Below are 25,116 nucleotides of genomic sequence, written 5' to 3'. Positions count from 1 at the left end.
AGGAGCGCGGGCGCAGGCTGGCTAGAGCGGTTTTAAGGGGCGGTTTTGATCGGCAGTTTTAATGGGCAGTAGGGGCTGCCGAAACTCAGCTACCCAAAACTGGCATAGAGCGAGCGGCCTTTATCCTTCAGCCAGGCATCGGCTTCTGCCACATCGCCATCGAACACCTCGCCCAGCAATTGGTGAAATGCCGGGCTGTGATCAAAGTGGACAAGATGCGCAACCTCGTGTGCGACAACCGAACGGCGGACAAAATCAGGCGCCTGGATCAAGCGCCAATTGATGCGGATGCGCCATGTGCCGCTTTGCCCGCCATCAGAACAGCTGCCCCACCTTTTTTGCGCGCGCGACAGGCCAATGGGGACACGGTCAAGCTTTGCCCGCGTGCAATAAAACCCGATATCATCTTCAATCGCATCCAGCGCCTCGCGCTCCAGCCAGCGGCGCAGCCTTGTGTCCAGCCCTTCAAGCGGCCCGCCGATCTGCACAGTGTCATCGCCAAGCACCGGGCGGCGGCGATAGCCATCGCTCCAGTCAATCGCGAGGTTGCGCCCGCGATAGGTGAAGCGCGCGCCGGGGCCAATGGTTTCGCGGGCAGGGATGCGGGCGCGCTGTTTTGCCAGCCAGTCAGAGCGGGCATGGGCAAAAGCGAGCGCTTCTCTTGCCTGTGCCCAGCGGGGCAGAGTGACGCGCACCTCGCGGCCATCGGGCGCCAGACGCAAAGTCAGCCTGCGCGCGGTGTTGTGGCGGCGCAGAACAATCGGGATGGTTTGCCCGTTGAGCGATATCTCAGCATCAACAGGAGCGCGTTTCAGCCAGTCGATCATGCGCGTGTCCCTTTGCGCGGTTGGTCTGCTCAGACTACTTCATCTTCCGCATCATCGTCCAGCCGGGGCATGGCCCATTCCACGATATGATGTTCAAGCGGCCCTGCATCGGTCTCGCTCACCACGCGCCCGGCCACTGACACGCCTGCTCGCGCTGCGTCATCGCGGTCGCCGCTGATAAGGTAATGCCAGTGCGGCAAAGGGCGGCCGCTTGCGCGAATGCGATAGGCGCAGGTCGCAGGCAGCCACGGGACATCTTCGACAATCGCCAGCGTCAATCGCAGGCAATCGGGCACAAACGCTTTGCGATTGCGATAATCAGAGCATTGCGCGGTGCCAGTGTCGAGCAGCTTGCACGCGACATTGGTGTGCGCAATCGCGCCTGTATCGGCATCCTCGATCTTGTGTGTGCAGCATTGCCCGCAGCCATCGCACAAGGCTTCCCATTCGGCGCGCGTGAGCTGTGCCAGCGGCAGCTCCCAAAAACGTTCTCTCAGCTCACCCATTTTTCAATTTCATCTGCGACGGCTTCGGCGCCTTCATCAACTGGTAAAGTGGCGAGCGGTTTTCCTGATGGATCGAACAAATAGACGATGTTGGAATGGTTCATCAAATACGTGTCGTTCACATCCGCGCCGCGTTCATAATATACTTTGAATGCATCGGCAGCGGCTTTCACCTGCTCAGCCGTGCCCGTCAGACCGACAAGCTCGTCCGAGAATGCAGCGGTAAATTCATCCACCACCGCGCGTGTGTCGCGTTCAGGATCGATTGTGATGAAAATCGGCGTAATCATATATTCGAGGTCGGGCTTGCGCTCACTCGCCAGTTTCAGGCCGCGCACCATTTGCGACACGTCAGCAGGGCAGATGTCGGGGCAGAATGTGTATCCGAAATAGATGATGCGGTACTGATCTTTGAAATCGGCCCAGCGCACGGCTTTGCCGCCCGGTCCTTCAAGTTCAAATTCGCCGCCAATTGTCGCGCCGGCCAAAGGGGGTTCTTCAGGCGGAGCAGGCTCACTCGTGCAGCCGCTCAAAGCAAGCGCGCCTAATGCGGCCAGCGCGGTCAGAGCACGTTTGCGGGCGGAATGATAAGAATGCTTGGCTTGCATATTCATGCTTTGCTAATTGCGTCCCTGCGAAGAAAGGTTATCTGGGGGCAATCCAGACAATTTGTATCTGACAGGAAACGGGAAAGGTTCAAGCGGCTGTGTCTATTGTTTTGCGCAAAATGGGGTCGATAGGCAGGAATGCCAAGATCGTGCTCGTCGCACTTGTCTCCATGGCGCTGGCATGGGCTGCGATGCCGCCTGCCGCGGCCCAGCTGTATTCTCCCGGCTATGAATTTTTGAAAGCGGTGAAAGACCGCGATGGCGATGCAGTCACCAAAATGCTCAACGATCCGGGCACGACAATCATCAATACACGCGACATCACTTCGGGCGATTCCGGCTTGCATATCGTCGTGCAGCGGCGCGATGCCTTGTGGGTGCGGTTTTTGATCCAGCGCGGAGCGGATGCGAACTTGCGCAACAATAAAGGGCAAACCCCCATTCAGCTCGCCACCACCATGAACTTTGTTGAAGGTGTCGAAGAGCTTATCAAAGGCGGCGCGCGCATTGATGTGGCCGATAGTCAGGGGGAAACCCCGCTGATTGCGGCCGTTCACCAGCGCAGCGTTCCTTTGGTGGCGCGCTTGCTGAAAGAAGGCGCAGATCCGGATCGCAATGACAATTCCGGCCGCTCAGCGCGCGACTATATGGAATTGCAAACTGGCAATCTGCTGCTGCGTCAGGAATTCGCCGCTGCCGATGCCGAACGCAAAGAAACGGGAACCACAAAGCAATACGGGCCTTCTTTCTAGTATGACAGACACTCCCGACTTTGCCGACATGACTTTGGAAGAGCTGCGCGTGGCGCTGGCTCCTGACATTGCCGCTTCTGCTATCTTTGATGGCTGGAATGAAACCGCTCTGCTGGCTGCTGCCGATATGGCCGGTGCAGACGCGGATGTAGCAAAGCTGGCGTTCAAAGGCGGGGCGATGCAAATGATTGAGGCATGGATTGTCTCGGTCGATCAAAAAATGGAAGCGCAATGGCCGGCTGAAAAACTGGCTGAGCTTAAAATTCGTGAACGTATTCGCACTTTGGTTGCGTTTCGCCTCGAAGCGGTCAGCGATATTGACGAGGCGGTGCGCCGCGCTCTGGCGATCATGGCCATGCCGCAAAACGCGCCGCGCTCGCTGCAATTGGGCTGGAACACGGCGGATATTATGTGGCGGCTGGCAGGCGACACCTCGACCGATTACAACCATTATACCAAGCGGATGATTTTGGGCGGAATTTACTCGGCGACTTTGGCTGTTTTCATCAATGATGACAGCGAAGGCAAAACGAAAACATACGAATTTCTCGACCGCCGCATCGATGGCGTGATGAAGTTTGAAAAGTTCAAACATCAGCTCACCAGCCGCGATGTGGAATTGCCCAGCCTGACGCGCTTTCTTGGCCGCTTGAGGTATCCTTCGCGGTAATAAACTTTCCGCAATCACGTGGAAAACACCGCGCGCCAATAGCGCGGCGCGGCCCCCTGTCCTAATACGATGATAAGAATCGGATACAGCGCAAGGGAATTTTAGAACATGGCAGGCTCGCTCAACAAGGTTATGCTGATCGGCAATCTGGGCGCGGACCCGGAGATCCGCAGTTTCCAGAACGGCGGCAAGGTTGCCAATCTGCGCATTGCAACATCGGAAACCTGGAAAGACCGCAATACTGGCGAACGGCAGGAACGCACCGAATGGCACACGGTCGCGATTTTCTCCGAAGGTCTGGTGAATGTCGTTGAAAACTACCTCAAAAAAGGCGCGAAAGTCTTTATCGAGGGGCAATTGCAAACCCGCAAATGGCAGGACCAGCAAGGCAATGATCGCTATTCCACCGAAGTTGTGCTGCGCGGATATAACGGCACGCTGACCATGCTCGACGGCGCATCAGGTGGTGGCGGCGGCGGCGGCGGCGGCCAGCGCTCCGGCGGAGGCGGCGGTTATGGCGGCGGAGGCGGAGGAGGCCAAGGCGGCGGCGGCTGGAACCAAGGCGGCGGATCAGGCGGCGGCAATGGCGGCGGATCAGGCGGCGGCCAAAGCGGCGGCTATGATGATCTGGATGACGATATCCCGTTTTGATGCGGCCCTAAACGGACCAATCACCCAAAAGCCTCGCAGCGATCTGCGGGGCTTTTTGTTTGGCGCGGCGTTCACCCCTTTTTCAGCGCCGCACTCAATGCGCTCGCCAGCGGCCCTGTTGGCGTGGTTTCATCAGCCAGACCCGCCGCAGCCCTTGCAGCGTCAGCGCCAGGCCCTTCGGCATAGGGATCAATCGCGAGGCCCAGTGATTGCGCAACCGCTTCGCCAAGGTCGATAGTCTCGCCTGAATATCCAATCTCGTCGGCATCGTCCGCCAACAGGTCCACTTCGATGGCGCCATCTTCATTGACTTCGCCTGCATCACGCGCGTTCAGCAACGCATTATCTACGAATAAGAGGTTGAGCGTGTCGGTGATCGAGACATCAAATTCCTCGCCTGATACCGCGCATATCTGCGTGATGGCCGCGTTAAGCGGGCCGGTGGCCGCAATCCCTTTGGCGGTTTTTTCCAAAGCGATTTCTGCATCCAGCCGTTTAATCGCGGCGATGCCAAATCGCTGGGCAAGCGCGCTTCGTTCTGTCTCATCCGCAGTGACCGGCACAGGATCACCCGGCAACAGGCGCGCTTTCACGGGCCGGGAAAGTTCGGGCGTTATGCTACCTGGCGGCGGGGGCGCGTTCACCAAATTCCGCTCGCTTTCATTAATTCATCGTCGCTGCGCGCTGCCAGCCGTTCGGACAGGCTGAGCAATTTGCCCGCGACGCAGGCAGCGGCTTCGTCTTCATCTGTGCCTTCTGAAAAGGTCACATTGCGCTGCACGGCGGCGGTCAGCTTTTCAGCATCGCGGTTCACCAAGGCGCTGCGATAGGCGCCCAGCCTGCCGCCAAGAACGCTCATCAATTTGCCGATGCGTTTGCCCACCACCACATCATTGACGCCGAATTCGCGCAATTGGCCGTCCATATCCTCGACGAAGAGTTCTGCCAGCAGCGCGCTTTCCGCCCGCATCTCGGAGGCTTCGATCCGCACCATAACCGTGCACAAGACCGCGGTGATCAAGTCGAACCGCCCGCCCACGCTGTCGGCCACGCCGCAGGTTGCATAAAATGATGGCTCACGCGCCAATTCCACCACGCGGTGCCACAGCGGGCGGATGGTCTCTCGCGGGTCAGGAGCGGTGCCAAGCAGGCGGGACAGAAACGACATGGGACTAGATACGCTTTCAAATCAGAATGGCCGCAAGGGGCTGTTTTATGGAGCAACAAATACCTCGCATATTCTGTTCCGCAATAGTGCTTAGCCTTGGCAGATAGGCGCAATTGGGGATGCGCAGCTGGCCCATTCATCGCCAATTCAATCGCGCATCGCCACCTCGCCAACAGACCGCTTAATTGCGGACATTGCCAGCCAGCGCAGCGCGCGATAAGGCTTCACGCACAATCAGCGGCGCGGCTGCTGTAAGGAATGACATAAGGATTTTCGGCGAGTGACAATGAACAAAGCAGCATGCGCGATTTTGGCGTTGGCCGCAGCGGTAAGCGTTTCGGGATGTTCATCCATCCGCGAATCGCGCGGCTATGTGACCGATAATGTGCTGCTGGAATCGGTCCGTCCCGGAATTGACAATCAACGTTCTGTCGAAGGGACTTTGGGCCGCCCGACATTCACCAGCCAATATGGCGAGCCAACCTGGTATTATGTATCCAGCGTCACGGGCCGCAAACCATTTGTGCGCCCGAAAATTCAAACGCATGGCGTTCTGGCGGTAAAGTTTGATGCAGCAGGCAATGTTGCCTCGGTTGAACGCAGCGGTGTCGACAAGGTCGCTTATTTCACGCCCGATGGCGACAAAACGCCCACTTTGGGACGCGAGCGTTCCTTCCTCGAAGATCTGTTCGGCAATATCGGCCAGGTCGGCGGCGTGGGCGGCGGTCCGGGCGGCGGGCCTTAACCATCAGCGCCTCTGCTTGACCCCAGCGGGTGAGCGCCCATATCGCACAGCATGACTACACCAAATGACAGCCACGGCCTGGTCCAGTGGCATGGCACCACCATTGTCGGGATCAAGCGCGGGGACAAAACCGTGATTGCCGGCGATGGGCAAGTTTCGATGGGCAACACCGTTATGAAACCGAACGCGCGTAAAGTGCGCCGTATCGGAGAAGGCGGCAAAGTCGTCGCCGGATTTGCAGGCGCGACGGCCGATGCATTCACTCTGTTTGAGCGGTTAGAGGCCAAGCTGGAACAATATTCGGGGCAATTGCTGCGCGCAGCGGTGGAACTCGCCAAGGATTGGCGCACCGACAAATATCTGCGCAATCTCGAAGCGTTGATGATCGTTGCCGATCAGGAAACGCTGCTGGTGCTCACCGGCAATGGCGATGTGCTTGAACCCGAAGGCGGGATTGCAGCGATCGGATCGGGCGGGAATTACGCGCTGGCAGCGGCGCGCGCTTTGTCCGATTACGAAGAAGATGCAGAACAGATCGCGCGCAAAGCGATGGCGGTCGCCGCCGATATCTGCGTCTTTACCAATGGCAATCTGACGCTTGAAACCGTCTAATTCTAACTTCCTTGCGAAAGCTTCCATGACAGATACGATTACCCCTGATGCGTTGACGCCGAAACAGATCGTCACCGCGCTCGACAGTCATATAATCGGCCAAAAAGATGCCAAGCGCGCAGTGGCCGTGGCCTTGCGCAATCGCTGGCGGCGGCAAAAGCTGGGCGATGATTTGCGCGATGAAGTGACGCCCAAAAACATTCTGATGATTGGCCCCACTGGCTGCGGCAAAACCGAAATCAGCCGCAGGCTTGCCAAATTGGCCGAGGCGCCTTTTGTCAAAGTCGAAGCGACCAAATTTACCGAGGTCGGCTATGTCGGGCGCGATGTAGAACAGATTGCGCGCGACTTGGTCGAAGATGCGATCCGGCTGGAAAAAGAACGCCGCCGCGAATCCGTGCGCGAGGCTGCATCAGAAGCGGCGATGGAGCGCTTGCTCAACGCGCTTGTCGGCGACAATGCATCCGAAGCCACGCGCGAGAGTTTCCGCCAGCGCATCGTTCAAAACGCGATGAACGATGTTGAGGTCGAAATCGAAGTGACAGAAGCCAGCTCTGCTCCGTTTGATATGGGCAATATGGGCGGCAATATGCAGATGATCGACCTGTCGGACATGATGGGCAAAGCGTTTGGCAAAACGCCGACCAAAAAGCGCAAGCTGCGCGTGCCTGATGCATGGGACAAACTGGTGGATGAAGAGGCGGACAAGCGCCTCGATGATGACGATGTGAACCAGACCGCGCTGAATAATGCGGAAACCAACGGCATCGTGTTTTTGGATGAGATTGACAAGATCGCGGTCAGCGATGTGCGCGGCGGCAGCGTCAGCCGCGAAGGCGTGCAGCGCGATCTGCTGCCTTTGATCGAAGGTACAACGGTTGCGACCAAATACGGCCCGATGAAAACCGATCATGTGCTGTTTATCGGATCAGGCGCGTTTCATGTGGCCAAACCTTCCGACATGCTGCCCGAATTGCAGGGCCGCTTGCCCATTCGTGTTGAACTGCGCGCTTTGACCGAGGAAGATTTCGTTGCAATCCTGTCCGACACACGGGCGAACCTGGTCGAACAATATCGCGCTTTGATCGCCACCGAAAAGGTCGAGCTGGAGATCACCGATGATGCCGTGCGCGAGGTCGCCAAGATTGCAGCGGCGGTGAATGAAAGCGTCGAAAATATCGGTGCGCGCCGCCTTCAGACGGTGATGGAAAAACTGCTTGAGGATATCAGCTTTAACGCTGAGGATCATGAGGGCGAAACGGTGACAGTCGATGCCGCCTATGTGCGCGAACGGCTCGAAGGGCTGGCGGGCAACACCGATCTGTCGAAGTTTATCCTCTAATGCAGCCGGGTTTTGTCCGCGACCTGCAGGCGATGCTTGCGGGGATGGAGCCAGTGCTCGATGCTGCGCGCTATGCCTTTGCGACCAAAAGGGGCGAAGGGGCGACTTTTGCCGTCATAAACGAGGCGGAGGGCGCGACGTTTATCGTTCAGGCGACAACCGAGCCTGCCCCTCATTTCGCCCGCATCACTTTGCAAGTGCATTCCGATCTCGAAGGGGTGGGCTTAACCGCAGCGGTCGCGACTGCGCTTTCGGCTGAAGGCATCGCCTGCAATGTGATCGCAGGATTTCACCACGATCATCTGTTTGTGCCGTGGGACCGGCGCGATGATGCGATGGCCGCATTGCAGACAATCTCAGACGACGCGCGAAATTAGGTCGCTAGCCCGGCGAGCGTTTCTCGCCTTTCCTACAGATTGGAAAATTGGCACACCTTGCCGCGTTCTTTCCAATCGTTGGCCTTCCCATGCCCGAAAGCATGATTTCCCGCTGCTGTAACAGTCAGCTGAGGCGGGTCTTTTGCGCGAAATTTGGTGCGTTTCATGTTGGACAAGTGTCACCTTCGCTTTTCCCGATATAACCATCTGGAATGTAAATATAAAGATTGAAAAAGGGCGGGTGACGCCGTGTCAACTTTGTCAACTTCGCTAATGTGGTGAAATAGGGGCCAGTCGCGGCGGTTACAGCTCGGCTGTCGCTTCAGTCTCTCGCGATTCGCTGGCTTGCTGCATCCACATTTCAGCATAAAGCCCGCGCGCTGCGAGCAGATCATCATGCGTTCCGCTTTCGGCAAGCTTACCGTGATCGAGCACCAGAATGCGGTCTGCATCGGCAATCGTTGACAATCGGTGCGCAATGGCAAGCGTCGTGCGCCCCTGTGCAATCCGGCGCAAAGTGCCCAGTATTTCCTGTTCTGTCCGGGTGTCGAGGGCGCTGGTGGCTTCATCCAGCAGCAGGATCGGCGGATTCTTCACCAAAGTGCGCGCAATCGCAACGCGCTGTTTTTCCCCGCCTGACAGTTTCAGCCCGCGCTCGCCCACCATGGTATCAAACCCATCGGGCAGCCGTTCAATCAGCGGCATAAGCGATGCATCGCGCGCGGCTTGCTCAACATCTGCCTCAGTGGCTTCATCCGAGCCATAGGCGATGTTGTAGCGCAAAGTGTCGTTGAACAGGACGCTGTCCTGCGGGACAATCCCGATAGCTGCGCGAACGCTATCCTGCTGGACCCGCGCAATATCCTGCCCATCAATCAGAATGCGGCCCGATGTCGGATCGTAGAACCTGAACAGCAATCGCCCGATGGTGCTTTTGCCAGCCCCCGATGGCCCAACAATGGCAAGCGTCGATCCCGCAGGCACTTCAAAGCTGAGACCGTGCAGGATGGTGCGCTCTTTTTCATAGCCGAAAGTCACATTGTCGAATGCAAGGCCCGGCCTGCTTACAACCAAAGCGGGCGCGCCCGGCGCGTCATGCACTTCAATCTCGGTGTCGATCAGGCGGAACATCTCGCCCATATCAACCAGCCCCTGCCGGATGGTCCGGTAAACCCAGCCCAGCAGATCAAGCGGGCGGAAAAGCTGCATCAGATAGGTGTTCACAAATACCAGATCGCCCACCGTAAGCTCACCCTTGCTCCAACCCCACACGGTGTAAGCCATTGCAGCCGCCATCAGCGAATTGGTGATAAGCGACTGCGCAATGTTCAAAAGCGCGAGCGAATTTTCGGATTTCATCGCCGCTGCTGCATAAGCGCGAGCGGCAGTGCCATAGCGCTCTTCCTCGCGGTGTTCGGCGCCGAAATATTTGACGGTTTCAAAATTCAGCAGCGAATCCACCGCGCGGTGCAGCGCCTGGCCATCCAGATCATTCATTTCGCGCCGCAATTTTGTGCGCCATTCGGTGATCCAGCGGGTAACCGCAATATAGGTGACCACGGTCAGGCCAGTTGCCGCCACCAGTTCCCAGCCGAAATTGAGGTAGAAAATCACGCCGACTGCAATTAGCTCAATCGCGGTGGGGGCAATGTTGAACAGCAGGAAATAGAGCATCATGTCGATGCTTTTGGTGCCGCGTTCGATGATCTTGGTCACTTCGCCCGTGCGGCGGGTCAGATGGAACCGAAGCGACAGGCGGTGCAGGCGGTGGAACACATCTTCTGCAAGCGCCAGCGTGGCCATCTGGCCCACACGCTCAAACGCGATATTGCGCAGATTGTCGAACAATAGCGAGGTGAACCGGCCCAGCACATAAGCGCACACCAAGGCGAGCGCGACGCTGGCGCCTGTATCTATCGCTGCAACCGCAGGGTTGCCCTCCATCGCATTGACAGCGCCTTTGTAAGCAAAGGGCAGGGCAAGCGTCACGCCCTTAGCCGCAAGCACCAGCACCAGTGATATGGCAATTCGGACCCTCAGGCCGGGATTATCGCTTGGCCATAGATAGGGAAGAAACCGTTTGAGCGTGTGCCAGCCCTCCGCCTCAGGCGGCGTGTTTGCGGTGTCGGAGGAGGGATTGTCAGGCGGCATTGCGCTCCACCATGTGGGCGCGCGCGGGGCCTAGGGCAAGGGACTGCTATCCGTATTGGGTTTGAGCGGAGGTTTTTTAGAAACTGCGCGAGCTTCGCCGGGCCCGCCGCATTTCACGCGCGACATCGCGGGGCACATCGAACAAGATCCGCTGGTTGGAAAAATCAATCGCCACCCGGTCAAACATTTTCAGATGTTGCATGCCGAGCGAAAGGACCGGCTTGTCCTTCAATCCCAGCGCTTCGAATGCGGGCGCATCGGCAAAAGTCAGTGGAACGTTGGACAGCGCCAATCCCTGTATTTTCAAAGTGCGCACGATTGCCAATTGGCCAATCATCGAAACCCCGTTCACATCGGTCGTCTCAACTTCTGTTGCGCGTTTGGCGCGCAGCTTGTCGCGCAAGGCGTTGTTGGCGAGGCTGAATTGCGCTCCTGTATCGATGATAACGGTGGCGCGCACGCCTTCGACAATCGCATCGGTGATGAGCAATTGGCCCAGCTTTGACCGAGCCCGCACGATAATCTCAAAGCCTTTGCGGTAATTGCCTTTGCTCGCCACATCTTCGAGCGCGATGGTTTCTTCGCGAAAATCCATGAGAACCCGGAAATCTTGGAGGCTATCAAGACCGATAATGCCATCCGCTCCCAAATGCTGGCGATCAAGCACGGGAGCCTCCAGCCCCTCGATCACATGCGATCCGACGGTCATGCTGTCGACCTCGACAAGGCTAACGGGCCGCCGGCTGGCCATACCGACCAGCGTGGCGGTACCCAAAGGCGTGAGCGCGAGGCCTTCATTGATCTGGTGAGTGACCGCCGTTGCCTGGCTGCCGGTGTCGATCATAAAGTCAAAAGGCCCGCTGCCTTCAATCATGACAGGCACAGTGAGGCGCTGATTGCGTTCTTCGTCGAGGTCGAGAATTTCGGTGGCTGGATTGGCGAGGTTCGGCGTGATTTCCGCCTTGTCGATCCCTGCAACCGGCACTTTGGGTTTGGGCGCGGGCTGGATGAATGGGGCGTTGCTTTCGGCGGCGGCGTTTTCCGCGAAGGCAGGGCTGCTTGCCAAAGAAAGAGCCAAGACTGCGGCAGTGACGAAGTGCTTATAAGACATATGATCCGATCCCAGACGCGCCTTGATTCTTGGTGCGGCGCTGTAAGCAAAGCTATCAGACAATGCAGGATTGCCCAAATGGCAGGCAGCTCAAAGCGGAGCGCTCGGCAATTCGCCCGATGGATCGATCGGACCTGCAGGTTTTTTCTGGCGCAGCATTTCCCAGCTGTCGCGCACGGTCTGCGGCCAGATGAACCATAAGGCGGCACCATAGACGGCCGCGCCGGCAGGCACGATAGCGAGCAATCTCCACCAGGGGGCCCATTGCGGCATCGCCCCAAGCGCCAGATAGACCGCCCCGCCCATCATCGCGCCGGATACAATCGCAGGCAGCCAGGCCTTAAACAGATCCATCACGCCCAATTTCAAGGCAGGCAATGTAAGCGCCATCGTAATCGCCAGCAATGTGGGCGCAGCGATCCACCAGGCATAGGTCAGCCCAGCGGGTCCATAAGCCACGCCGAAAGCAAAGCAGGTGGCAAAAGCAATCGCGCCGCAAATTGATGTGGTGAGGTAAATCCAAGGTTTGCCGATAGCATTGGTCGAAGGCGCACACACAATCTGCACGGCAAATACCGGCATGATGATCGCCAGATTGGCAAGCAGCGGGGCCATCCCCATCCACTTGGGCCCAAACAGAGTGGCAACCGCTTCGGTCGCGGTGAAAGACAGCCCAATATAGATCGGAGCAACCACCAGCGCGACGGTCTGCTGCACGCGGGCAAAATAGGGAGCCAGCGCGCGGCCTTTGTTGTGAAGCTCCGAATAGGCAGGGAAGGACACCTCGTTAATCGGCGGCAAAAACCGCCCGGTCACGATCAGCGCGACAAATAGCGCCTCGGAATAAAGGCCCAGCTCATAGGTTTCGAACGCGCGGCCTGCGATGAAAATGTCAGATTGGCTCTGAATGATCCAGAACAGCTGGCACAGGGTCAGGGTGCCGCCAAAGGTGATGATCGCGCGCGCGCCGCGCAGATCGAATTGCGGCCAGGCAATAATGCGCGCGACAAAGGATACGATAATCGCGCGCACCGCGAACAGCGCAATGGGCGCATAGACCAGCGCCCAAACGCCCCAGCCAAAATAGGCCATGCCAAGCGCCACGCCCGCGCCGCTGACAGCGCCCGCCATGCTCGCAATCGCTTGCGGGCGGAATTGCAATTGGCGCGCCAACATCGCCTCGGGCAGCGCCATGAACGGGACGATAAGGAAGATGACCATCTGGATACGCAGCAGCTCAGCAACCTGCGGCTCGCCGAAATAGGCGGCAGAAAATGGCGCGAGGATGAAAACAAGCGTCGCAAGCGTTATATTGAGCATGAGCAAAAGCCCAAATACCTGGCTCACTTCGCGCGGGCCGACATTGGCCGCGCGCACCAAAGAGGCCGCAAAGCTTTGCCCGTTCATAAAGGCGAGGGCGGTAATCAGCACCTGGCTCATCGCGAACAGGCCGTAATCCGACGGATCAAGCAGCCGCACCACCATGATGGTAGAGCTCCAGGTGATGATCTGCGCTGCGACCTGACCGCCATATCGCCAGGCCACGGCAAGGCGCACACGCGAAGCAAACCCGCCATCTGCTTGATTCGCAGATGCCGCGCCGCGCGATCTCGCTTGCTTGGTCTGCGACCGAAGGCCTGTTTTCAGAGCTCATGGCGCTGCCCATAGCGCAAAATCATGAACAATCCGAAGCCTAGCTTTGGCTTATGGTTACTTTGGAATTGAATTTTACAGTCGGGATTGCGCGGGCAGGGGTTGCAATTGCGCGCAGCAACCCCATCTCTAGCGGGTCGGATGGCTACATAAACCCCGGAAATCTGGCGTTTTTGAAGTTGTTTGAAATAAAATTGCAAAAAGGCGTTGACCGAATCTCAGGTCGCGCCTAGATGACCTCCACCGACGCGGCGCTGACGGTTTAACCGGCCCCGCCAACGTTGGTCGCCAACATCAAACGGATAGCCGGTCCCCCGGTGTAAATCGGGGATACCATTGCTGTCCGCTTCTGCTGCTTGGTGAGCTCTTTGACATTGTTGGTTTTTGATGAAGGGACATGTGGGCGACGGCGCCCGGTCTGGAGGCATTAAGGCTCCAGTAACCGGTTAATTTCAAGCCGATGCCACATCCTTCCAGGCTCCACAGTCTGGATTGATGATACATGTTCATTCGTATCCATTACGTTTGACAGTGCAGGTATCGGCTCCTTGATATTCTGGCTTGTCGGAACGGCGAAGTTTACTTCGTGTCCGGTAGGTTAGTCTCACAAACTTGAGAGTTTGATCCTGGCTCAGAACGAACGCTGGCGGCATGCCTAACACATGCAAGTCGAACGAACCCTTCGGGGTTAGTGGCGCACGGGTGCGTAACGCGTGGGAACCTGCCTTTAGGTTCGGAATAACTCAGAGAAATTTGAGCTAATACCGGATAATGTCTTCGGACCAAAGATTTATCGCCTTTAGATGGGCCCGCGTTAGATTAGATAGTTGGTGGGGTAACGGCCTACCAAGTCGACGATCTATAGCTGGTCTGAGAGGATGATCAGCCACACTGGGACTGAGACACGGCCCAGACTCCTACGGGAGGCAGCAGTGGGGAATATTGGACAATGGGCGAAAGCCTGATCCAGCAATGCCGCGTGAGTGATGAAGGCCTTAGGGTTGTAAAGCTCTTTTACTAGGGATGATAATGACAGTACCTAGAGAATAAGCTCCGGCTAACTCCGTGCCAGCAGCCGCGGTAATACGGAGGGAGCTAGCGTTGTTCGGAATTACTGGGCGTAAAGCGCGCGTAGGCGGCTTTTTAAGTCAGGGGTGAAATCCCGGAGCTCAACTCCGGAACTGCCCTTGAAACTGGGAAGCTAGAATATTGGAGAGGTCAGTGGAATTCCGAGTGTAGAGGTGAAATTCGTAGATATTCGGAAGAACACCAGTGGCGAAGGCGACTGACTGGACAATTATTGACGCTGAGGTGCGAAAGCGTGGGGAGCAAACAGGATTAGATACCCTGGTAGTCCACGCCGTAAACGATGATAACTAGCTGTCCGGGCTCATAGAGCTTGGGTGGCGCAGCTAACGCATTAAGTTATCCGCCTGGGGAGTACGGTCGCAAGATTAAAACTCAAAGGAATTGACGGGGGCCTGCACAAGCGGTGGAGCATGTGGTTTAATTCGAAGCAACGCGCAGAACCTTACCAGCCTTTGACATCCTAGGACGATTTCTGGAGACAGATCTTTTCCCTTCGGGGACCTAGTGACAGGTGCTGCATGGCTGTCGTCAGCTCGTGTCGTGAGATGTTGGGTTAAGTCCCGCAACGAGCGCAACCCTCGTCCTTAGTTGCCATCATTTAGTTGGGCACTTTAAGGAAACTGCCGGTGATAAGCCGGAGGAAGGTGGGGATGACGTCAAGTCCTCATGGCCCTTACAGGCTGGGCTACACACGTGCTACAATGGCATCTACAGTGAGCAGCGATCCCGCAAGGGTTAGCTAATCTCCAAAAGATGTCTCAGTTCGGATTGTTCTCTGCAACTCGAGAGCATGAAGGCGGAATCGCTAGTAATCGCGGATCAGCATGCCGCGGTGAATACGTTCCCAGGCCTTGTACACACCGCCCGTCACACCATGGGAGTTGGTTTCACCCGAAGATAGTGCGCTAACCTTTTAGGAGGCAGCTAGCCACGGTGGGATCAGCGACTGGGGTGAAGTCGTAACAAGGTAGCCGTAGGGGAACCTGCGGCTGGATCACCTCCTTTCTAAGGATACAAGCGAAAGCGCCAGACCTCGCGTTTGGAAGTGCTTCGCAAGTTCCAAAGAACATTGCCGTCGTCCTCATGTCCTTTCATCAATCAGATACAGCGCTTCGGCCGCTTTTGCGGTATTGTTGCGTTGTTTGCCTGAGCTGGCTCGCGCCGCAATCGGCCATGCTTTCTTGTAAGAGAATGCAAGCCGGTTCATCGGTGCAGGTCCGTAGCTCAGTTGGTTAGAGCGCACCCCTGATAAGGGTGAGGTCGGTGGTTCAAATCCACTCGGACCTACCATCGCTTAATCGCGATGGCTGTTCACCACCTAAGGGGCCTTAGCTCAGCTGGGAGAGCACCTGCTTTGCAAGCAGGGGGTCATCGGTTCGATCCCGATAGGCTCCACCAGGTATTTAATCTGATAGATGAAAAGAAACAGATCCTGTCTTCTGACAGGTCAGGCGGGTTTCCGCCGATCATTTGACATTGTGAATGGGTTTTTAAATCGATGCCGTGGCGCATTGATTGCACGGATGGTCTAGCCGACCATTCTAACGCGATCAGTGCATCACAAAATCAATCAAATTGATTATCTGGCTGAGATAATTCTCTACATCATCGCAAGACTTCAGATCTTTATGCAGGTCTGTCGTTGATGGTGTGGATTCTCAAGCGTGAGGTAAGAGCATTTGGTGGATGCCTTGGCATGTACAGGCGAAGAAGGACGTGGCACGCTGCGATAAGCGTCGGGGAGATGTGAGCAATCTTTGATCCGGCGATTTCCGAATGGGGAAACCCACCTTCACCATTTCTTTCATTTTCTCTTCGGAGAGATTGAGAGAGGTGGATAAGGTATCACCTTAGTGAATATATAGCTTTGGTGAAGCAAACCCGGGGAACTGAAACATCTCAGTACCTGGAGGAAAAGACATCAACCGAGATTCCCGTAGTAGTGGCGAGCGAACCGGGACCAGGCCAGTGCCTTTTCTATTATTAGCAGAACTCTCTGGAAAGTGAGACCATAGTGGGTGACAGTCCCGTATGCGAAAAGACTAGAAAAGGACTTGAGTAGGGCGGAACACGTGAAATTCTGTCTGAACATGGGGGGACCACCCTCCAAGCCTAAATACTCGTACATGACCGATAGCGAACACAGTACCGTGAGGGAAAGGTGAAAAGCACCCCGATGAGGGGAGTGAAACAGTACCTGAAACCGGATGCTTACAAGCAGTTGGAGCCCCATAGGGGGTGACAGCGTACCTCTTGCATAATGGGTCAGTGACTTAATCTAGCATGCAAGCTTAAGCCGTTAGGTGTAGGCGAAGCGAAAGCGAGTCTGAATAGGGCGACTGAGTATGTTGGATTAGACCCGAACCCCGGCGATCTAGGCATGAGCAGGTTGAAGGTGCGGTAACACGCACTGGAGGACCGAACCGTTGCATGTTGAAAAATGCTCGGATGACTTGTGTTTAGGGGTGAAAGGCCAATCAAGCCGGGAAATAGCTGGTTCTCCGCGAAATCTATTGAGGTAGAGCGTCAGATGTATGCCGATGGGGGTAGAGCACTGGATGGGCTAGGGCTGCGCGAGCGGTACCAAACCTAACCAAACTCCGAATACCATCGAGTCTTGTCTGGCAGACAGACGGCGGGTGCTAAGGTCCGTCGTCAAAAGGGAAACAGCCCTAACCTACAGCTAAGGTCCCCAAGTCATTACTAAGTGGGAAAGCATGTGGGAATCCCAAAACAACCAGGAGGTTGGCTTAGAAGCAGCCATCCTTTAAAGAAAGCGTAACAGCTCACTGGTCTAAATAAGGGTTCCTGCGGCGAAGATGTAACGGGGCTAAAGTAATGCACCGAAGCTTAGGGTTCATAGTTTACTATGAGCGGTAGCGGAGCGTTCCGTAAGTTGATGAAGCCGAAGGGTAACCGACGGTGGAGATATCGGAAGTGCGAATGCTGACATGAGTAGCGATAAAGAGGGTGAGATGCCCTCTCGCCGAAAGACCAAGGGTTCCTGCTCAACGCTAATCGGAGCAGGGTTAGCCGGCCCCTAAGACGAGCCCGAAGGGGGTAGTCGATGGGAACCACGTAAATATTCGTGGGCTTGGAGATGTGTGACGGATGGCGGAAGTAGTGTGGCCTTATTGGATTGGTCATGCTGCCAAGTTGTTCCTGGAAATAGCCTCTCCGTATAAACCGTACCCGAAACCGACACAGGTGGTCAGGTAGAGTATACCAAGGCGCTTGAGAGAAGTATCCTGAAGGAACTCGGCAAATTGCCTCCGTACCTTCGGAAGAAGGAGGCCCTGTATTGAGGCAACTCTTTACAGGGGGCACAGGCCAGGGGGTAGCGACTGTTTATCAAAAACACAGGACTCTGCTAAGTCGGCTTCAAGACGACGTATAGGGTCTGACGCCTGCCCGGTGCTTGAAGGTTAAGAGGAGGAGTGCAAGCTCCGAATTGAAGCCCAAGTAAACGGCGGCCGTAACTATAACGGTCCTAAGGTAGCGAAATTCCTTGTCGGGTAAGTTCCGACCTGCACGAATGGCGTAACGACTTCCCCACTGTCTCCAGGATATGCTCAGCGAAATTGAATTCTCCGTGAAGATGCGGAGTACCCGCGGTTAGACGGAAAGACCCCGTGCACCTTTACTGCAGCTTTAGAGTGGCATTAGGAAGAAATTGTGTAGAATAGGTGGGAGGCTTTGAAACTTGGGCGCCAGTCCTTGTGGAGCCAACCTGTGAAATACCACCCTGTTTGTTTCTGATGTCTAACCAACTACCGTTATCCGGTAGTGGGACCCTCTATGGCGGGTAGTTTGACTGGGGCGGTCGCCTCCTAAAGAGTAACGGAGGCGCGCGATGGTATGCTCAGGCCGGTTGGAAACCGGCTGCGAGAGTGCAATGGCATAAGCATGCCTGACTGCGAGACCGACAGGTCGAGCAGAGACGAAAGTCGGTCATAGTGATCCGGTGGTCCCTCGTGGAAGGGCCATCGCTCAACGGATAAAAGGTACGCCGGGGATAACAGGCTGATGATTCCCAAGAGCTCATATCGACGGAATCGTTTGGCACCTCGATGTCGGCTCATCACATCCTGGGGCTGGAGCAGGTCCCAAGGGTTTGGCTGTTCGCCAATTAAAGTGGTACGTGAGCTGGGTTCAGAACGTCGCGAGACAGTTTGGTCCCTATCTGCCGTGGGCGTCGATACTTGAAAGGAGTTGCCCCTAGTACGAGAGGACCGGGGTGAACATACCTCTGGTGTACCAGTCATGCCGCCAGGCGTGCCGCTGGGTAGCTATGTATGGACGGGATAACCGCTGAAAGCATCTAAGCGGGAAGCCTCCCTTGAGATAAGGTATCATCGAACCGTAGTAGACCACTACGTTGATAGGCCAGGTGTGGAAGCGCAGTAATGCGTGTAGCTAACTGGTCCTAATAGTTCTGTTCGCGCTTGAGAGTTCGCACTGTCAATGACAGTCCTGCCTGATGGTAGGCTGGCATTGGTGAGAGAATCACCCAAGCCAGATACGCCCAAGAACACCAACACTTGTTGTTCAAACACACACATCGATTTAACCCGCATATCCGACAGGCCCCATTGCTTGGTGGCCATAGCGTCTGTGACCCACCCGATCCCATCTCGAACTCGGCCGTGAAACCAGATAGCGCCGATGGTACTATGTCTTAAGGCATGGAAGAGTAGGTCGTCGCCAGGCATTGAAGCCTGTTGGATAGCGTTTCAAAACGCGCGCGGGATTTAAAACCCATTCATATGTCAAAGCCTGTCTTGAGCGTCTGCCAAGGCAGTCAAAAGGGGCTGGCCTATTTAGGTTGGCCCTTTTGGCGTCTCTGGTCCGGATATCGGCCAGATGCGCAGCTAGGTAGCGCGGGATGGAGCAGTCCGGTAGCTCGTCAGGCTCATAACCTGAAGGTCGTAGGTTCAAATCCTACTCCCGCAACCAGCATCACATTGAAAACCCAATGCAAAAAGGCCCCGCTGTTACCAGCGGGGCCATTTGTCGTTTGAACTGGAAGCATATAGGAAGCAAGAGGCGGTGAGGTATCGGGCATCGCTGCTCGAAGCCATACTGCTATTGGCTTTTAGCCTGAATTGTAGCGGCTTTTAGCGACACAGACCTGCACTTTTTAAGGCGCCCGAACTCGGAAAAGCTGGTTTGCCCCGTTCGATTGGAGCTCTACCCCGCTGTAGTCTTGTCCGTAGCATTCGAGCTCAAACTTCCGGCACCATTGTAGAACTGCGATCGGTTCAGGTCTCTCTCACTGGGCGCAGCTTGGTACACTAAGAAATTAGTTGGTTGAACAACAATGTAAAGCTAAGCTGCAGATCAATGGAACTGGCTTCTAGGCTCGTGTCGATGGCCAATATTCCTTGTCAAACCAGTGGGAAAAAACCGATGATCTCAAACCTCACAAATCGGACCCTGATGTTGAGCGGGGCTTCATCCGGCATCGGCGCGCATCTCGCTCGCATCCTTGCCAAAGCGGGCGCAAACGTCATTCTCGGTGCGCGCAGGGCTGACAGAACCGAAGCGCTTTCAGGTGAAATCGCGGAGTCTGGAGGAAGGTCCCTGGCAGTCGCTCTCGACGTGACTGATGAAGACTCCGTTGTGGCGGCTTATGACGCCGCCGAGGCGGCGTTTGGTACAGTGGACACGGTCATCGCAAATGCGGGAACGGCGGCGAATGGCCGGTCAACCGATGTGCCCATTGATGGGCTTCGAACGGTTCTCGATACCAATTTTCTTGGCGTCTACTTGCTTGCCCGCGAGGGTGCAAAGCGGATGATTGCTGCGAATTCTTCCGATACGAGCCAAGGGCGCATTGTGCTGATCGGATCGATCACCGCGCAAATGAATGCACCGGGCGATGCGGCCTATGGCGCAAGCAAAGCGGGCGTGGCGCATCTTGGCCGGCTATTTGCCCGCGAATGGGTGCGCCAAGGGATCAACGTCAATACCATCCAGCCCGGCTATATTCGGACCGAGATAATGGGTGATTGGTTCGACACTGAGGGCGGTGAGCGGCAGATTGCTGGTTGGAACCGGAGACGCCTGATGGATTTTGACGCACTCGATGATCTGACGCTGTACCTCTGCTCAGATGCGTCTCGTTACGTCACAGGCGGAACGTTCACAGTGGATGACGGGCAATCGCTTTAACAGCGCATTGCCAACCCAAGCCAACTCTAAGAAACGAAGGACAGTTCCCATGGCGAAAGTACTTTTCATCGAAGCCAGCCCGCGCAAGGAGAGCTCTTACTCCAGCCAAGTCGCGAATGAATTTCTGGAATGCTACAAGGCGGCCAATTCTAGCGACGAGATAGAACATCTTCCGCTGTTTGAAAGCGAGCTCGCCCCGCTTGGAATGCAAGGCGCGAACCAGAAGATGGAAAACCTCATGAAGCTGATGACAACAGGCTCAGGGATCGAGGCGCAAGGCGAATGGGCTGGTGTCATGCAAGAGATTGAGCGGTTGAAATCGGCGGACAAAGTGGTGTTGTCGACAGCGATGTGGAACTTCTCAATTCCTTACCGCCTTAAGCATTGGATCGACCTTGTGACCCAAGTTGGCGTGACGGTGATGGTCAACAATAAGTTTGAATATGTCGGCCAAATCACAGACCGGCCTTTGCAAGTCATCATGGCGAGCGGCAGCCCGTATGAGGACCGTTTTCCGCTGGCATCGGACGCGCCCAAGACCGATTTTGCCAGCACATATATCTATCATATTTTCCGTTTCCTCGGCTTTACCGACATCAACCTGATCCGGGTTCAACCAACAGGTATGCCGGGACCAGCTCTCGATGAAGCGTTGGCCAAAGCGAAGGAAGCAGCGAGAGAGGCTGCGAAGGAATTTTGATCGTTTAGTTTTGGAAACGGGCGAGATGGGCGCGAAATGCCGCGCACAACTCGTCCGCATTTTCGTTTGCGCCAAAAATATAGCGGTCGGGCCGAGCGAGAACGGCGCTGCCTTCGGTGAATTCGGCTAGCTTCCCATCTGCGTCCTGAAAGTCTTGGCCAATCACGACAACAAATCCGCCAAACTCTTCTTTGAACCAAGAGATAGCCTCGCCCGCAGCCGGTTGGGACAGCAAGAGCACAAACCCGTCCCCGATTACCTCATCGAGCAGTGTGCGCTGACCCGAAGCATCGACAACTTCGGGTTGGCACAATCGCCTCCCGCATAGGCGGTGTCCTGTTCCTATTAGGCCGCCTCTATAGGCAGGGTAGCGATCATCCGAGTTGGCGACTCCGGCAAGCTTTGGGAACATCCTTATGAGCCAGAAACCAAAGTTGCGCTTCACCTGCTCCCATTTGCTGGTAGTGCTCAGCTGTAATCCCGTCCGCGAGGCTCTGTTGATGACCTTCTCGCAATGCGGCCAGCGTTCCTCGTGATAGGTGTCGAGAATGCGGTCATCGGCTTTGCCGTCCAATATCAGATCGAACAGGAAACTGAGGTGAGCGGCGTCCCGAAGGCCCATATTGAGCCCTTGCCCGGCAAAGGGTGAGGTTTGGTGTGCTGCATCGCCAGCCAGCAATATCCTGCCTTTGCGCCAAATATCCGGCATTCCGGCATAGAAATTGTAAGGCGCGCATCGCTGTATCTCGATGGAGGAGGTGTCGATGTAATTGGAGATGTGCTCACGCGCATCGTCATGGGTGAATTGATCGGCCAGTTCCTCGTCGATTTCAAAATCGAAACGGAGATGACCGCGGCAACCTTTGACGAACACCGTTGCCCCGTTTGGACGGCACATGAATTCTGAGAAGTCTTCCAGCCCCTCCCAATAGGCCCGATCGTGAACAACAACGTCAATGACGATCCATTTGCGGCGATAGTCAAAGTCGATCCGCTTTGCGCCGATGGATCGGCGGCACAGGCTCGCCCCGCCGTCTGACCCCACGATGTATTTGCCAGTGAATTCGGTTTCTTCGCCTGTTTCCGTGTTCCTTGCTGTCAGGGACGCATGGCCAGAGCCCGATGCAACGCTGAGAACTTCATAGCCAAGCAAACTATCCACTCTCACACCCAGCTCGAAATCTTCGCGAAGCAAGCGTTCCAAAGTGGGTTGGTGGAACATGGTTCCAACGCCTGAGTGGCCAAAGCTTGGCGGGACTTTGCTGTAGTCCATTTCCACCAGCTTCTTGCGTTTGTGATTGACCATGCGAAAGGTCTGGAACGGCTTGGCATCGTCGGGAAACATCCGCTCCATGATGCCCATGCGTTGGTAGATGCGGCAGCTTTCAGGATCGAACATCATTGCGCGGGGGGAATGAAACACGTCCTTGTCCCGGTCGAAGATCGCTACCGAATGTCCGCTCTCGCGCAGCAGATTTGCAAGAGTTGCACCGACCGGACCGCATCCGACGATCAAGACATCATATTGCTTGGCAGGCATTCTTAGGCTCCGTGGCGCGCCACCTTGCGGCGCCGCCGCAGCCACCGGAACGCGAGAAAAAGGATAAGGCCAACGACACCAAGAATGCCTATGAGCAGGATCATGCGACCAGTGGGATTGGCCAGCGTGTTAACAAAACTGAACTTCGCTTCGCACCACCAATTGCACTCACCTTCGTACCAGATATTGGATCGCAGGCTGCGGCGCGGATGCGGCGGAATAACGCCGTTTTCCTCAGCAAACTCATCATAGGCCGCAACCAGTTCAGAGACTACTTCTGGATGCGCCTCGGCAAGGTTCTTCATGGCGCTGGGATCAGCTACGATATCGTACAATTCCCATTCACCGCTTCCAGAGGGTGGGCTCTGCCATACCGCTTTCCAACGCCCTTTTCGCGCCATGCGGTTGCCAAACAGCTCGTTAAAAAAGACGCGCGTTTCATCGAAGCTCGCCCCTTCGAAAATCGGCAGAATTGATGTTCCTTGCGGTTGAAGTTTGCCTTCATACAGCGGGTCGTCAGCGGAATTGATACCGGCCAGCTCATAAACTGTGGGCACCAGATCGGTGACATGCGCAGGCATCGTACGCGTTACGCCGCTTTCCATTCCCGGTCCGGCAACAATCAACGGAGAGCGCACTCCGCCTTCCGCAACGGTGCCTTTGAACCGGCTGAACGGTGTGTTGCTCGCATGCGCCCAATCGCGTCCCATGGACGTGAAGGACCCCATCTGCCCCATGTCTTTGGGGCTGAGATCGAAATTCTCATGCAGCCATTCCCGCGTGTTGCCCCGGTACGCGAGCGGCGTGGTGACCGCTGCGCCATTGTCCGACATGAACATGATGTAGGTATTGGATAGCTGACCGTTCTCTTCGAGACGCGAAATGACCCGGCCCAGTTCGGAATCGAGCAATTCGACCATGGAGGCGTAGATTTCCATGCGTTTGGCATGGGTGCGGCGCTCCTCATCGCTTCTTTCAGCCCAAGGTGCTTGGTGGGAATCGAGCCATGCAGGAAAGTTGAGCGCCTCTGCCATTTCGGCATCGGCACCAATGTGCCCCAGTTCAATCAGGCGCTGACGCCGTTCTTCGCGCGATGCCTCGGGGCCATCGTCAAACACGCCTGCATAGCGATCCAGCCATTCGTCGGGCACTTGCAATGGATCGTGCGGCGCGGTGTAGGTGAGATAGGCAAAGAACGGCTGATCGCCCGCATCATCGATATATTCGATGATCTTATCTGTGTAGCCAATGGTCGAATACCAATCGCTCTTCAGCTGGGTTGGCTCACCATTTTCGAGATAGGTCACGTTTTCCATTGGCGTGATCATCATCGCATCGGCGAAATGGCTTGCCCCGCCTTCGACAAGGCCAAAACTGCGTGCAAATCCGCGGCGATGGGGCCGTTGTTCCTCATCAATGGCTAAATGCCATTTGCCGCTCATCATGGTGCTGTAGCCATGGGTACGGAGCATCTCTGCGACGGTAACGACACCGTCATGCAGTTGGGCGCCATAAGCGAGATGCCCCATCTGATTTTCGGCTTGGAGATTGTGCATAGTGCCAACGCCTGCCGCGTGATTGCTCACCCCTGTCATCAGCATCGCGCGGGTCGGAGAGCAGGTTGGCGCGACATAAAAATGCGACATGAATATCCCGCGCTGCGCTAGGTTATCTAGCGTCGGTGTTCTGATCCGGCTGCCTAGGAAACCGGGATCAGACCAGCCCAGGTCATCGGCCACCACGATCAGGAAATTGGGTTTTTCTTGCGCTTGCGCCGTGGTGGAAAGCCCCATCAGGGCTAAGGTAGCTAGCAGCAGGCGGATCCAATTTTTTAACATTCCATTCCCCTCCCAAGGAAATCAGCCCTACTTGCCTCCGCCGAACCACATGCGGCGCAGCACCCCGTCTTTTTGAACAAATTGATGCAGAAAGGCGGCAAGGATGTGGACGGCTAAGAGAGTGATCAGCAGCCAAGTGCCGATCTCATGCAGGAAGCGCCGCCCGTCAAAATCACTGGCACCCAGAAAGCCAAACACTTCCCGCACGTCGAACGCGCCATAGGGCAGCACGGCATATTTATGCGCAGCCGCGGTGTAGATGCCTGTCGCCGGCACATAGATCATCAGAGCATAGAGCAACAGGTGCGAGAGCTTCGACAGCACCGCCTGCGTAGGCGCGACCGTCTCTGGCAGTGCTGGCGGCGGGTTTCCGAGGCGCCACAATATGCGCAATACCAGCAAGGTTATGACGGTAAAGCCAAGCGTCGAGTGCCCTCTCAGAGAGAAAGCCATATCATCCGGGTTGTTGATGTCCTCAAAACCCTGTCCAAAAACCAGCATCGTGATGATCAGAAGGGCAATCGCCCAGTGCAGGAATTTGGCTGTGCCGGTGTAATGCTTAAGTCTTGCTGTATTCACGATACCCATCCCGATTTGTGAAA

General features: G+C 56.0%; 20 protein-coding genes, 3 tRNA genes and 3 rRNA genes. 15 read left to right on the top strand and 11 right to left on the bottom strand.

The window, feature by feature from the left end; genetic code table 11:
• Positions 1–89: 89 nt before the first annotated feature.
• Genes AC0V6W_RS05870 through AC0V6W_RS05860 form a run of 3 tightly spaced genes read right to left on the bottom strand, consistent with a single transcriptional unit; the run spans position 90 to position 1,947 of the window.
• A complete protein-coding gene (locus tag AC0V6W_RS05870; RefSeq protein WP_486148090.1) occupies positions 90–827 on the bottom strand; it encodes a M48 family metallopeptidase in 738 nt (245 codons plus the stop codon).
• 29 nt (positions 828–856) lie between these two features.
• Positions 857–1,333 carry a YcgN family cysteine cluster protein gene (locus AC0V6W_RS05865; RefSeq protein ID WP_486148088.1) on the bottom strand — a complete coding sequence of 159 codons (477 nt, stop codon included), beginning with the start codon at positions 1,331–1,333 and terminating at the stop codon, positions 857–859.
• A complete protein-coding gene (locus tag AC0V6W_RS05860) occupies positions 1,321–1,947 on the bottom strand; it encodes an SCO family protein (protein WP_486148086.1) in 627 nt (208 codons plus the stop codon). The genes AC0V6W_RS05865 and AC0V6W_RS05860 overlap by 13 nt, the downstream gene beginning before the upstream one ends.
• A 143-nt stretch (positions 1,948–2,090) precedes the next feature.
• On the opposite strand from AC0V6W_RS05860, the gene AC0V6W_RS05855 reads away from it, so the two are divergent.
• The 3 genes from AC0V6W_RS05855 (at position 2,091) to ssb (ending at position 4,014) form a co-directional block, all read left to right on the top strand.
• Positions 2,091–2,693: an ankyrin repeat domain-containing protein gene (locus tag AC0V6W_RS05855; RefSeq protein ID WP_486148084.1), complete on the top strand. Its 603-nt coding sequence runs from the start codon at positions 2,091–2,093 to the stop codon at positions 2,691–2,693.
• A 1-nt stretch (position 2,694) separates the two neighbouring features.
• On the top strand, positions 2,695–3,363 hold the full coding sequence (locus AC0V6W_RS05850; RefSeq protein WP_486148082.1) for a COQ9 family protein: 669 nt from the start codon (positions 2,695–2,697) through the stop codon (positions 3,361–3,363).
• Positions 3,364–3,471: 108 nt separating this feature from the next.
• Entirely contained in the window at positions 3,472–4,014 is a 543-nt protein-coding gene (gene ssb / locus AC0V6W_RS05845) for a single-stranded DNA-binding protein (RefSeq protein WP_486148080.1), read from the top strand.
• A 71-nt stretch (positions 4,015–4,085) separates the two neighbouring features.
• Here ssb and AC0V6W_RS05840 read toward each other — a convergent pair whose 3' ends face one another.
• A complete protein-coding gene (locus tag AC0V6W_RS05840) occupies positions 4,086–4,658 on the bottom strand; it encodes a YceD family protein (RefSeq protein WP_486148078.1) in 573 nt (190 codons plus the stop codon).
• The gene (locus tag AC0V6W_RS05835) at positions 4,655–5,182 is read right to left on the bottom strand and encodes a ubiquinol-cytochrome C chaperone family protein (protein ID WP_486148076.1); all 528 of its coding nucleotides are present in this window, start codon (positions 5,180–5,182) and stop codon (positions 4,655–4,657) included. The genes AC0V6W_RS05840 and AC0V6W_RS05835 overlap by 4 nt, the downstream gene beginning before the upstream one ends.
• Positions 5,183–5,468: 286 nt before the next feature.
• Here AC0V6W_RS05835 and AC0V6W_RS05830 point away from each other — a divergent pair, with 286 nt between their 5' ends.
• From AC0V6W_RS05830 to AC0V6W_RS05815, 4 genes are read left to right on the top strand one after another with little or no spacing between them, the layout of a single operon-like run.
• Positions 5,469–5,927, top strand: a complete 459-nt coding sequence (locus AC0V6W_RS05830; protein ID WP_486151471.1) for an outer membrane protein assembly factor BamE — start codon at positions 5,469–5,471, stop codon at positions 5,925–5,927.
• A gap of 51 nt (positions 5,928–5,978) precedes the next feature.
• Entirely contained in the window at positions 5,979–6,539 is a 561-nt protein-coding gene (gene hslV / locus AC0V6W_RS05825) for an ATP-dependent protease subunit HslV (RefSeq protein ID WP_486148074.1), read from the top strand.
• Between the two features lie 25 nt (positions 6,540–6,564).
• The gene (hslU, locus tag AC0V6W_RS05820; RefSeq protein ID WP_486148072.1) at positions 6,565–7,881 is read left to right on the top strand and encodes an ATP-dependent protease ATPase subunit HslU; all 1,317 of its coding nucleotides are present in this window, start codon (positions 6,565–6,567) and stop codon (positions 7,879–7,881) included.
• Positions 7,881–8,258 (top strand): ACT domain-containing protein, encoded by a 378-nt coding sequence (locus AC0V6W_RS05815; RefSeq protein WP_486148070.1) that lies wholly within the window; start codon positions 7,881–7,883, stop codon positions 8,256–8,258. The genes hslU and AC0V6W_RS05815 overlap by 1 nt, the downstream gene beginning before the upstream one ends.
• Positions 8,259–8,561: 303 nt before the next feature.
• On the opposite strand, the gene AC0V6W_RS05810 is transcribed toward AC0V6W_RS05815, so the two are convergent.
• The 3 genes from AC0V6W_RS05810 to AC0V6W_RS05800 form a co-directional block, all read right to left on the bottom strand.
• Positions 8,562–10,409, bottom strand: coding sequence for an ABCB family ABC transporter ATP-binding protein/permease (locus AC0V6W_RS05810; RefSeq protein WP_486148068.1), 1,848 nt, complete (start codon positions 10,407–10,409; stop codon positions 8,562–8,564).
• 76 nt (positions 10,410–10,485) lie between these two features.
• Positions 10,486–11,520, bottom strand: coding sequence for a retroviral-like aspartic protease family protein (locus AC0V6W_RS05805; RefSeq protein ID WP_486148066.1), 1,035 nt, complete (start codon positions 11,518–11,520; stop codon positions 10,486–10,488).
• Positions 11,521–11,610: 90 nt separating this feature from the next.
• Positions 11,611–13,077: a lipopolysaccharide biosynthesis protein gene (locus AC0V6W_RS05800; protein ID WP_486148064.1), complete on the bottom strand. Its 1,467-nt coding sequence runs from the start codon at positions 13,075–13,077 to the stop codon at positions 11,611–11,613.
• A gap of 704 nt (positions 13,078–13,781) precedes the next feature.
• On the opposite strand from AC0V6W_RS05800, the gene AC0V6W_RS05795 reads away from it, so the two are divergent.
• The 8 genes from AC0V6W_RS05795 to AC0V6W_RS05760 all read left to right on the top strand — a co-directional run bounded on the left by AC0V6W_RS05795 (position 13,782) and on the right by AC0V6W_RS05760 (position 21,136).
• Positions 13,782–15,267 (top strand): 16S ribosomal RNA (locus AC0V6W_RS05795).
• A 208-nt stretch (positions 15,268–15,475) separates the two neighbouring features.
• Positions 15,476–15,552 (top strand) — tRNA-Ile (locus AC0V6W_RS05790).
• A gap of 32 nt (positions 15,553–15,584) precedes the next feature.
• Positions 15,585–15,660, top strand: a tRNA-Ala gene (locus tag AC0V6W_RS05785).
• Between the two features lie 261 nt (positions 15,661–15,921).
• Positions 15,922–18,712: ribosomal RNA gene (locus AC0V6W_RS05780) — 23S ribosomal RNA — on the top strand.
• A gap of 145 nt (positions 18,713–18,857) precedes the next feature.
• Positions 18,858–18,972: ribosomal RNA gene (gene rrf, locus AC0V6W_RS05775) — 5S ribosomal RNA — on the top strand.
• Together the 16S, 23S and 5S rRNA genes with 3 tRNA genes alongside form the textbook arrangement of a ribosomal RNA operon.
• Before the next feature lie 169 nt (positions 18,973–19,141).
• A tRNA-Met gene (locus AC0V6W_RS05770) sits at positions 19,142–19,218 on the top strand.
• Between the two features lie 387 nt (positions 19,219–19,605).
• Positions 19,606–20,436, top strand: a complete 831-nt coding sequence (locus tag AC0V6W_RS05765) for an SDR family NAD(P)-dependent oxidoreductase (RefSeq protein ID WP_486148062.1) — start codon at positions 19,606–19,608, stop codon at positions 20,434–20,436.
• A gap of 49 nt (positions 20,437–20,485) precedes the next feature.
• Positions 20,486–21,136, top strand: a complete 651-nt coding sequence (locus AC0V6W_RS05760) for an FMN-dependent NADH-azoreductase (protein WP_486148060.1) — start codon at positions 20,486–20,488, stop codon at positions 21,134–21,136.
• 4 nt (positions 21,137–21,140) lie between these two features.
• Here AC0V6W_RS05760 and AC0V6W_RS05755 read toward each other — a convergent pair whose 3' ends face one another.
• The 3 genes from AC0V6W_RS05755 to AC0V6W_RS05745 are packed head-to-tail and all read right to left on the bottom strand — an operon-like array spanning position 21,141 to position 25,102.
• The gene (locus AC0V6W_RS05755) at positions 21,141–22,676 is read right to left on the bottom strand and encodes an FAD-dependent monooxygenase (protein ID WP_486148058.1); all 1,536 of its coding nucleotides are present in this window, start codon (positions 22,674–22,676) and stop codon (positions 21,141–21,143) included.
• 2 nt (positions 22,677–22,678) lie between these two features.
• The gene (locus AC0V6W_RS05750) at positions 22,679–24,514 is read right to left on the bottom strand and encodes an arylsulfatase (RefSeq protein ID WP_486148056.1); all 1,836 of its coding nucleotides are present in this window, start codon (positions 24,512–24,514) and stop codon (positions 22,679–22,681) included.
• Positions 24,515–24,541: 27 nt separating this feature from the next.
• Positions 24,542–25,102, bottom strand: coding sequence for a cytochrome b (locus AC0V6W_RS05745; protein WP_486148054.1), 561 nt, complete (start codon positions 25,100–25,102; stop codon positions 24,542–24,544).
• Positions 25,103–25,116 lie beyond the last annotated feature (14 nt).

Source organism: Erythrobacter sp. JB1-7 (genome assembly GCF_057365015.1).
The sequence above is the reverse complement of the archived record's forward strand: the minus strand, read 5'-3'. Positions and strand labels throughout refer to the sequence as shown.

Coding starts and splice junctions, on each gene's coding strand:
- hslU (WP_486148072.1), top strand. CDS start 6,565: ATGACAGATACGATTACCCCTGATGCGTTGACGCCGAAACAGATCGTC.
- AC0V6W_RS05750 (WP_486148056.1), bottom strand. CDS start 24,514: ATGTTAAAAAATTGGATCCGCCTGCTGCTAGCTACCTTAGCCCTGATG.
- AC0V6W_RS05835 (WP_486148076.1), bottom strand. CDS start 5,182: ATGTCGTTTCTGTCCCGCCTGCTTGGCACCGCTCCTGACCCGCGAGAG.
- AC0V6W_RS05760 (WP_486148060.1), top strand. CDS start 20,486: ATGGCGAAAGTACTTTTCATCGAAGCCAGCCCGCGCAAGGAGAGCTCT.
- AC0V6W_RS05815 (WP_486148070.1), top strand. CDS start 7,881: ATGCAGCCGGGTTTTGTCCGCGACCTGCAGGCGATGCTTGCGGGGATG.
- AC0V6W_RS05870 (WP_486148090.1), bottom strand. CDS start 827: ATGATCGACTGGCTGAAACGCGCTCCTGTTGATGCTGAGATATCGCTC.
- hslV (WP_486148074.1), top strand. CDS start 5,979: ATGACTACACCAAATGACAGCCACGGCCTGGTCCAGTGGCATGGCACC.
- AC0V6W_RS05755 (WP_486148058.1), bottom strand. CDS start 22,676: ATGCCTGCCAAGCAATATGATGTCTTGATCGTCGGATGCGGTCCGGTC.
- AC0V6W_RS05745 (WP_486148054.1), bottom strand. CDS start 25,102: ATGGGTATCGTGAATACAGCAAGACTTAAGCATTACACCGGCACAGCC.
- AC0V6W_RS05805 (WP_486148066.1), bottom strand. CDS start 11,520: ATGTCTTATAAGCACTTCGTCACTGCCGCAGTCTTGGCTCTTTCTTTG.
- AC0V6W_RS05860 (WP_486148086.1), bottom strand. CDS start 1,947: ATGAATATGCAAGCCAAGCATTCTTATCATTCCGCCCGCAAACGTGCT.
- AC0V6W_RS05830 (WP_486151471.1), top strand. CDS start 5,469: ATGAACAAAGCAGCATGCGCGATTTTGGCGTTGGCCGCAGCGGTAAGC.
- ssb (WP_486148080.1), top strand. CDS start 3,472: ATGGCAGGCTCGCTCAACAAGGTTATGCTGATCGGCAATCTGGGCGCG.
- AC0V6W_RS05850 (WP_486148082.1), top strand. CDS start 2,695: ATGACAGACACTCCCGACTTTGCCGACATGACTTTGGAAGAGCTGCGC.
- AC0V6W_RS05765 (WP_486148062.1), top strand. CDS start 19,606: ATGGAACTGGCTTCTAGGCTCGTGTCGATGGCCAATATTCCTTGTCAA.
- AC0V6W_RS05865 (WP_486148088.1), bottom strand. CDS start 1,333: ATGGGTGAGCTGAGAGAACGTTTTTGGGAGCTGCCGCTGGCACAGCTC.
- AC0V6W_RS05810 (WP_486148068.1), bottom strand. CDS start 10,409: ATGCCGCCTGACAATCCCTCCTCCGACACCGCAAACACGCCGCCTGAG.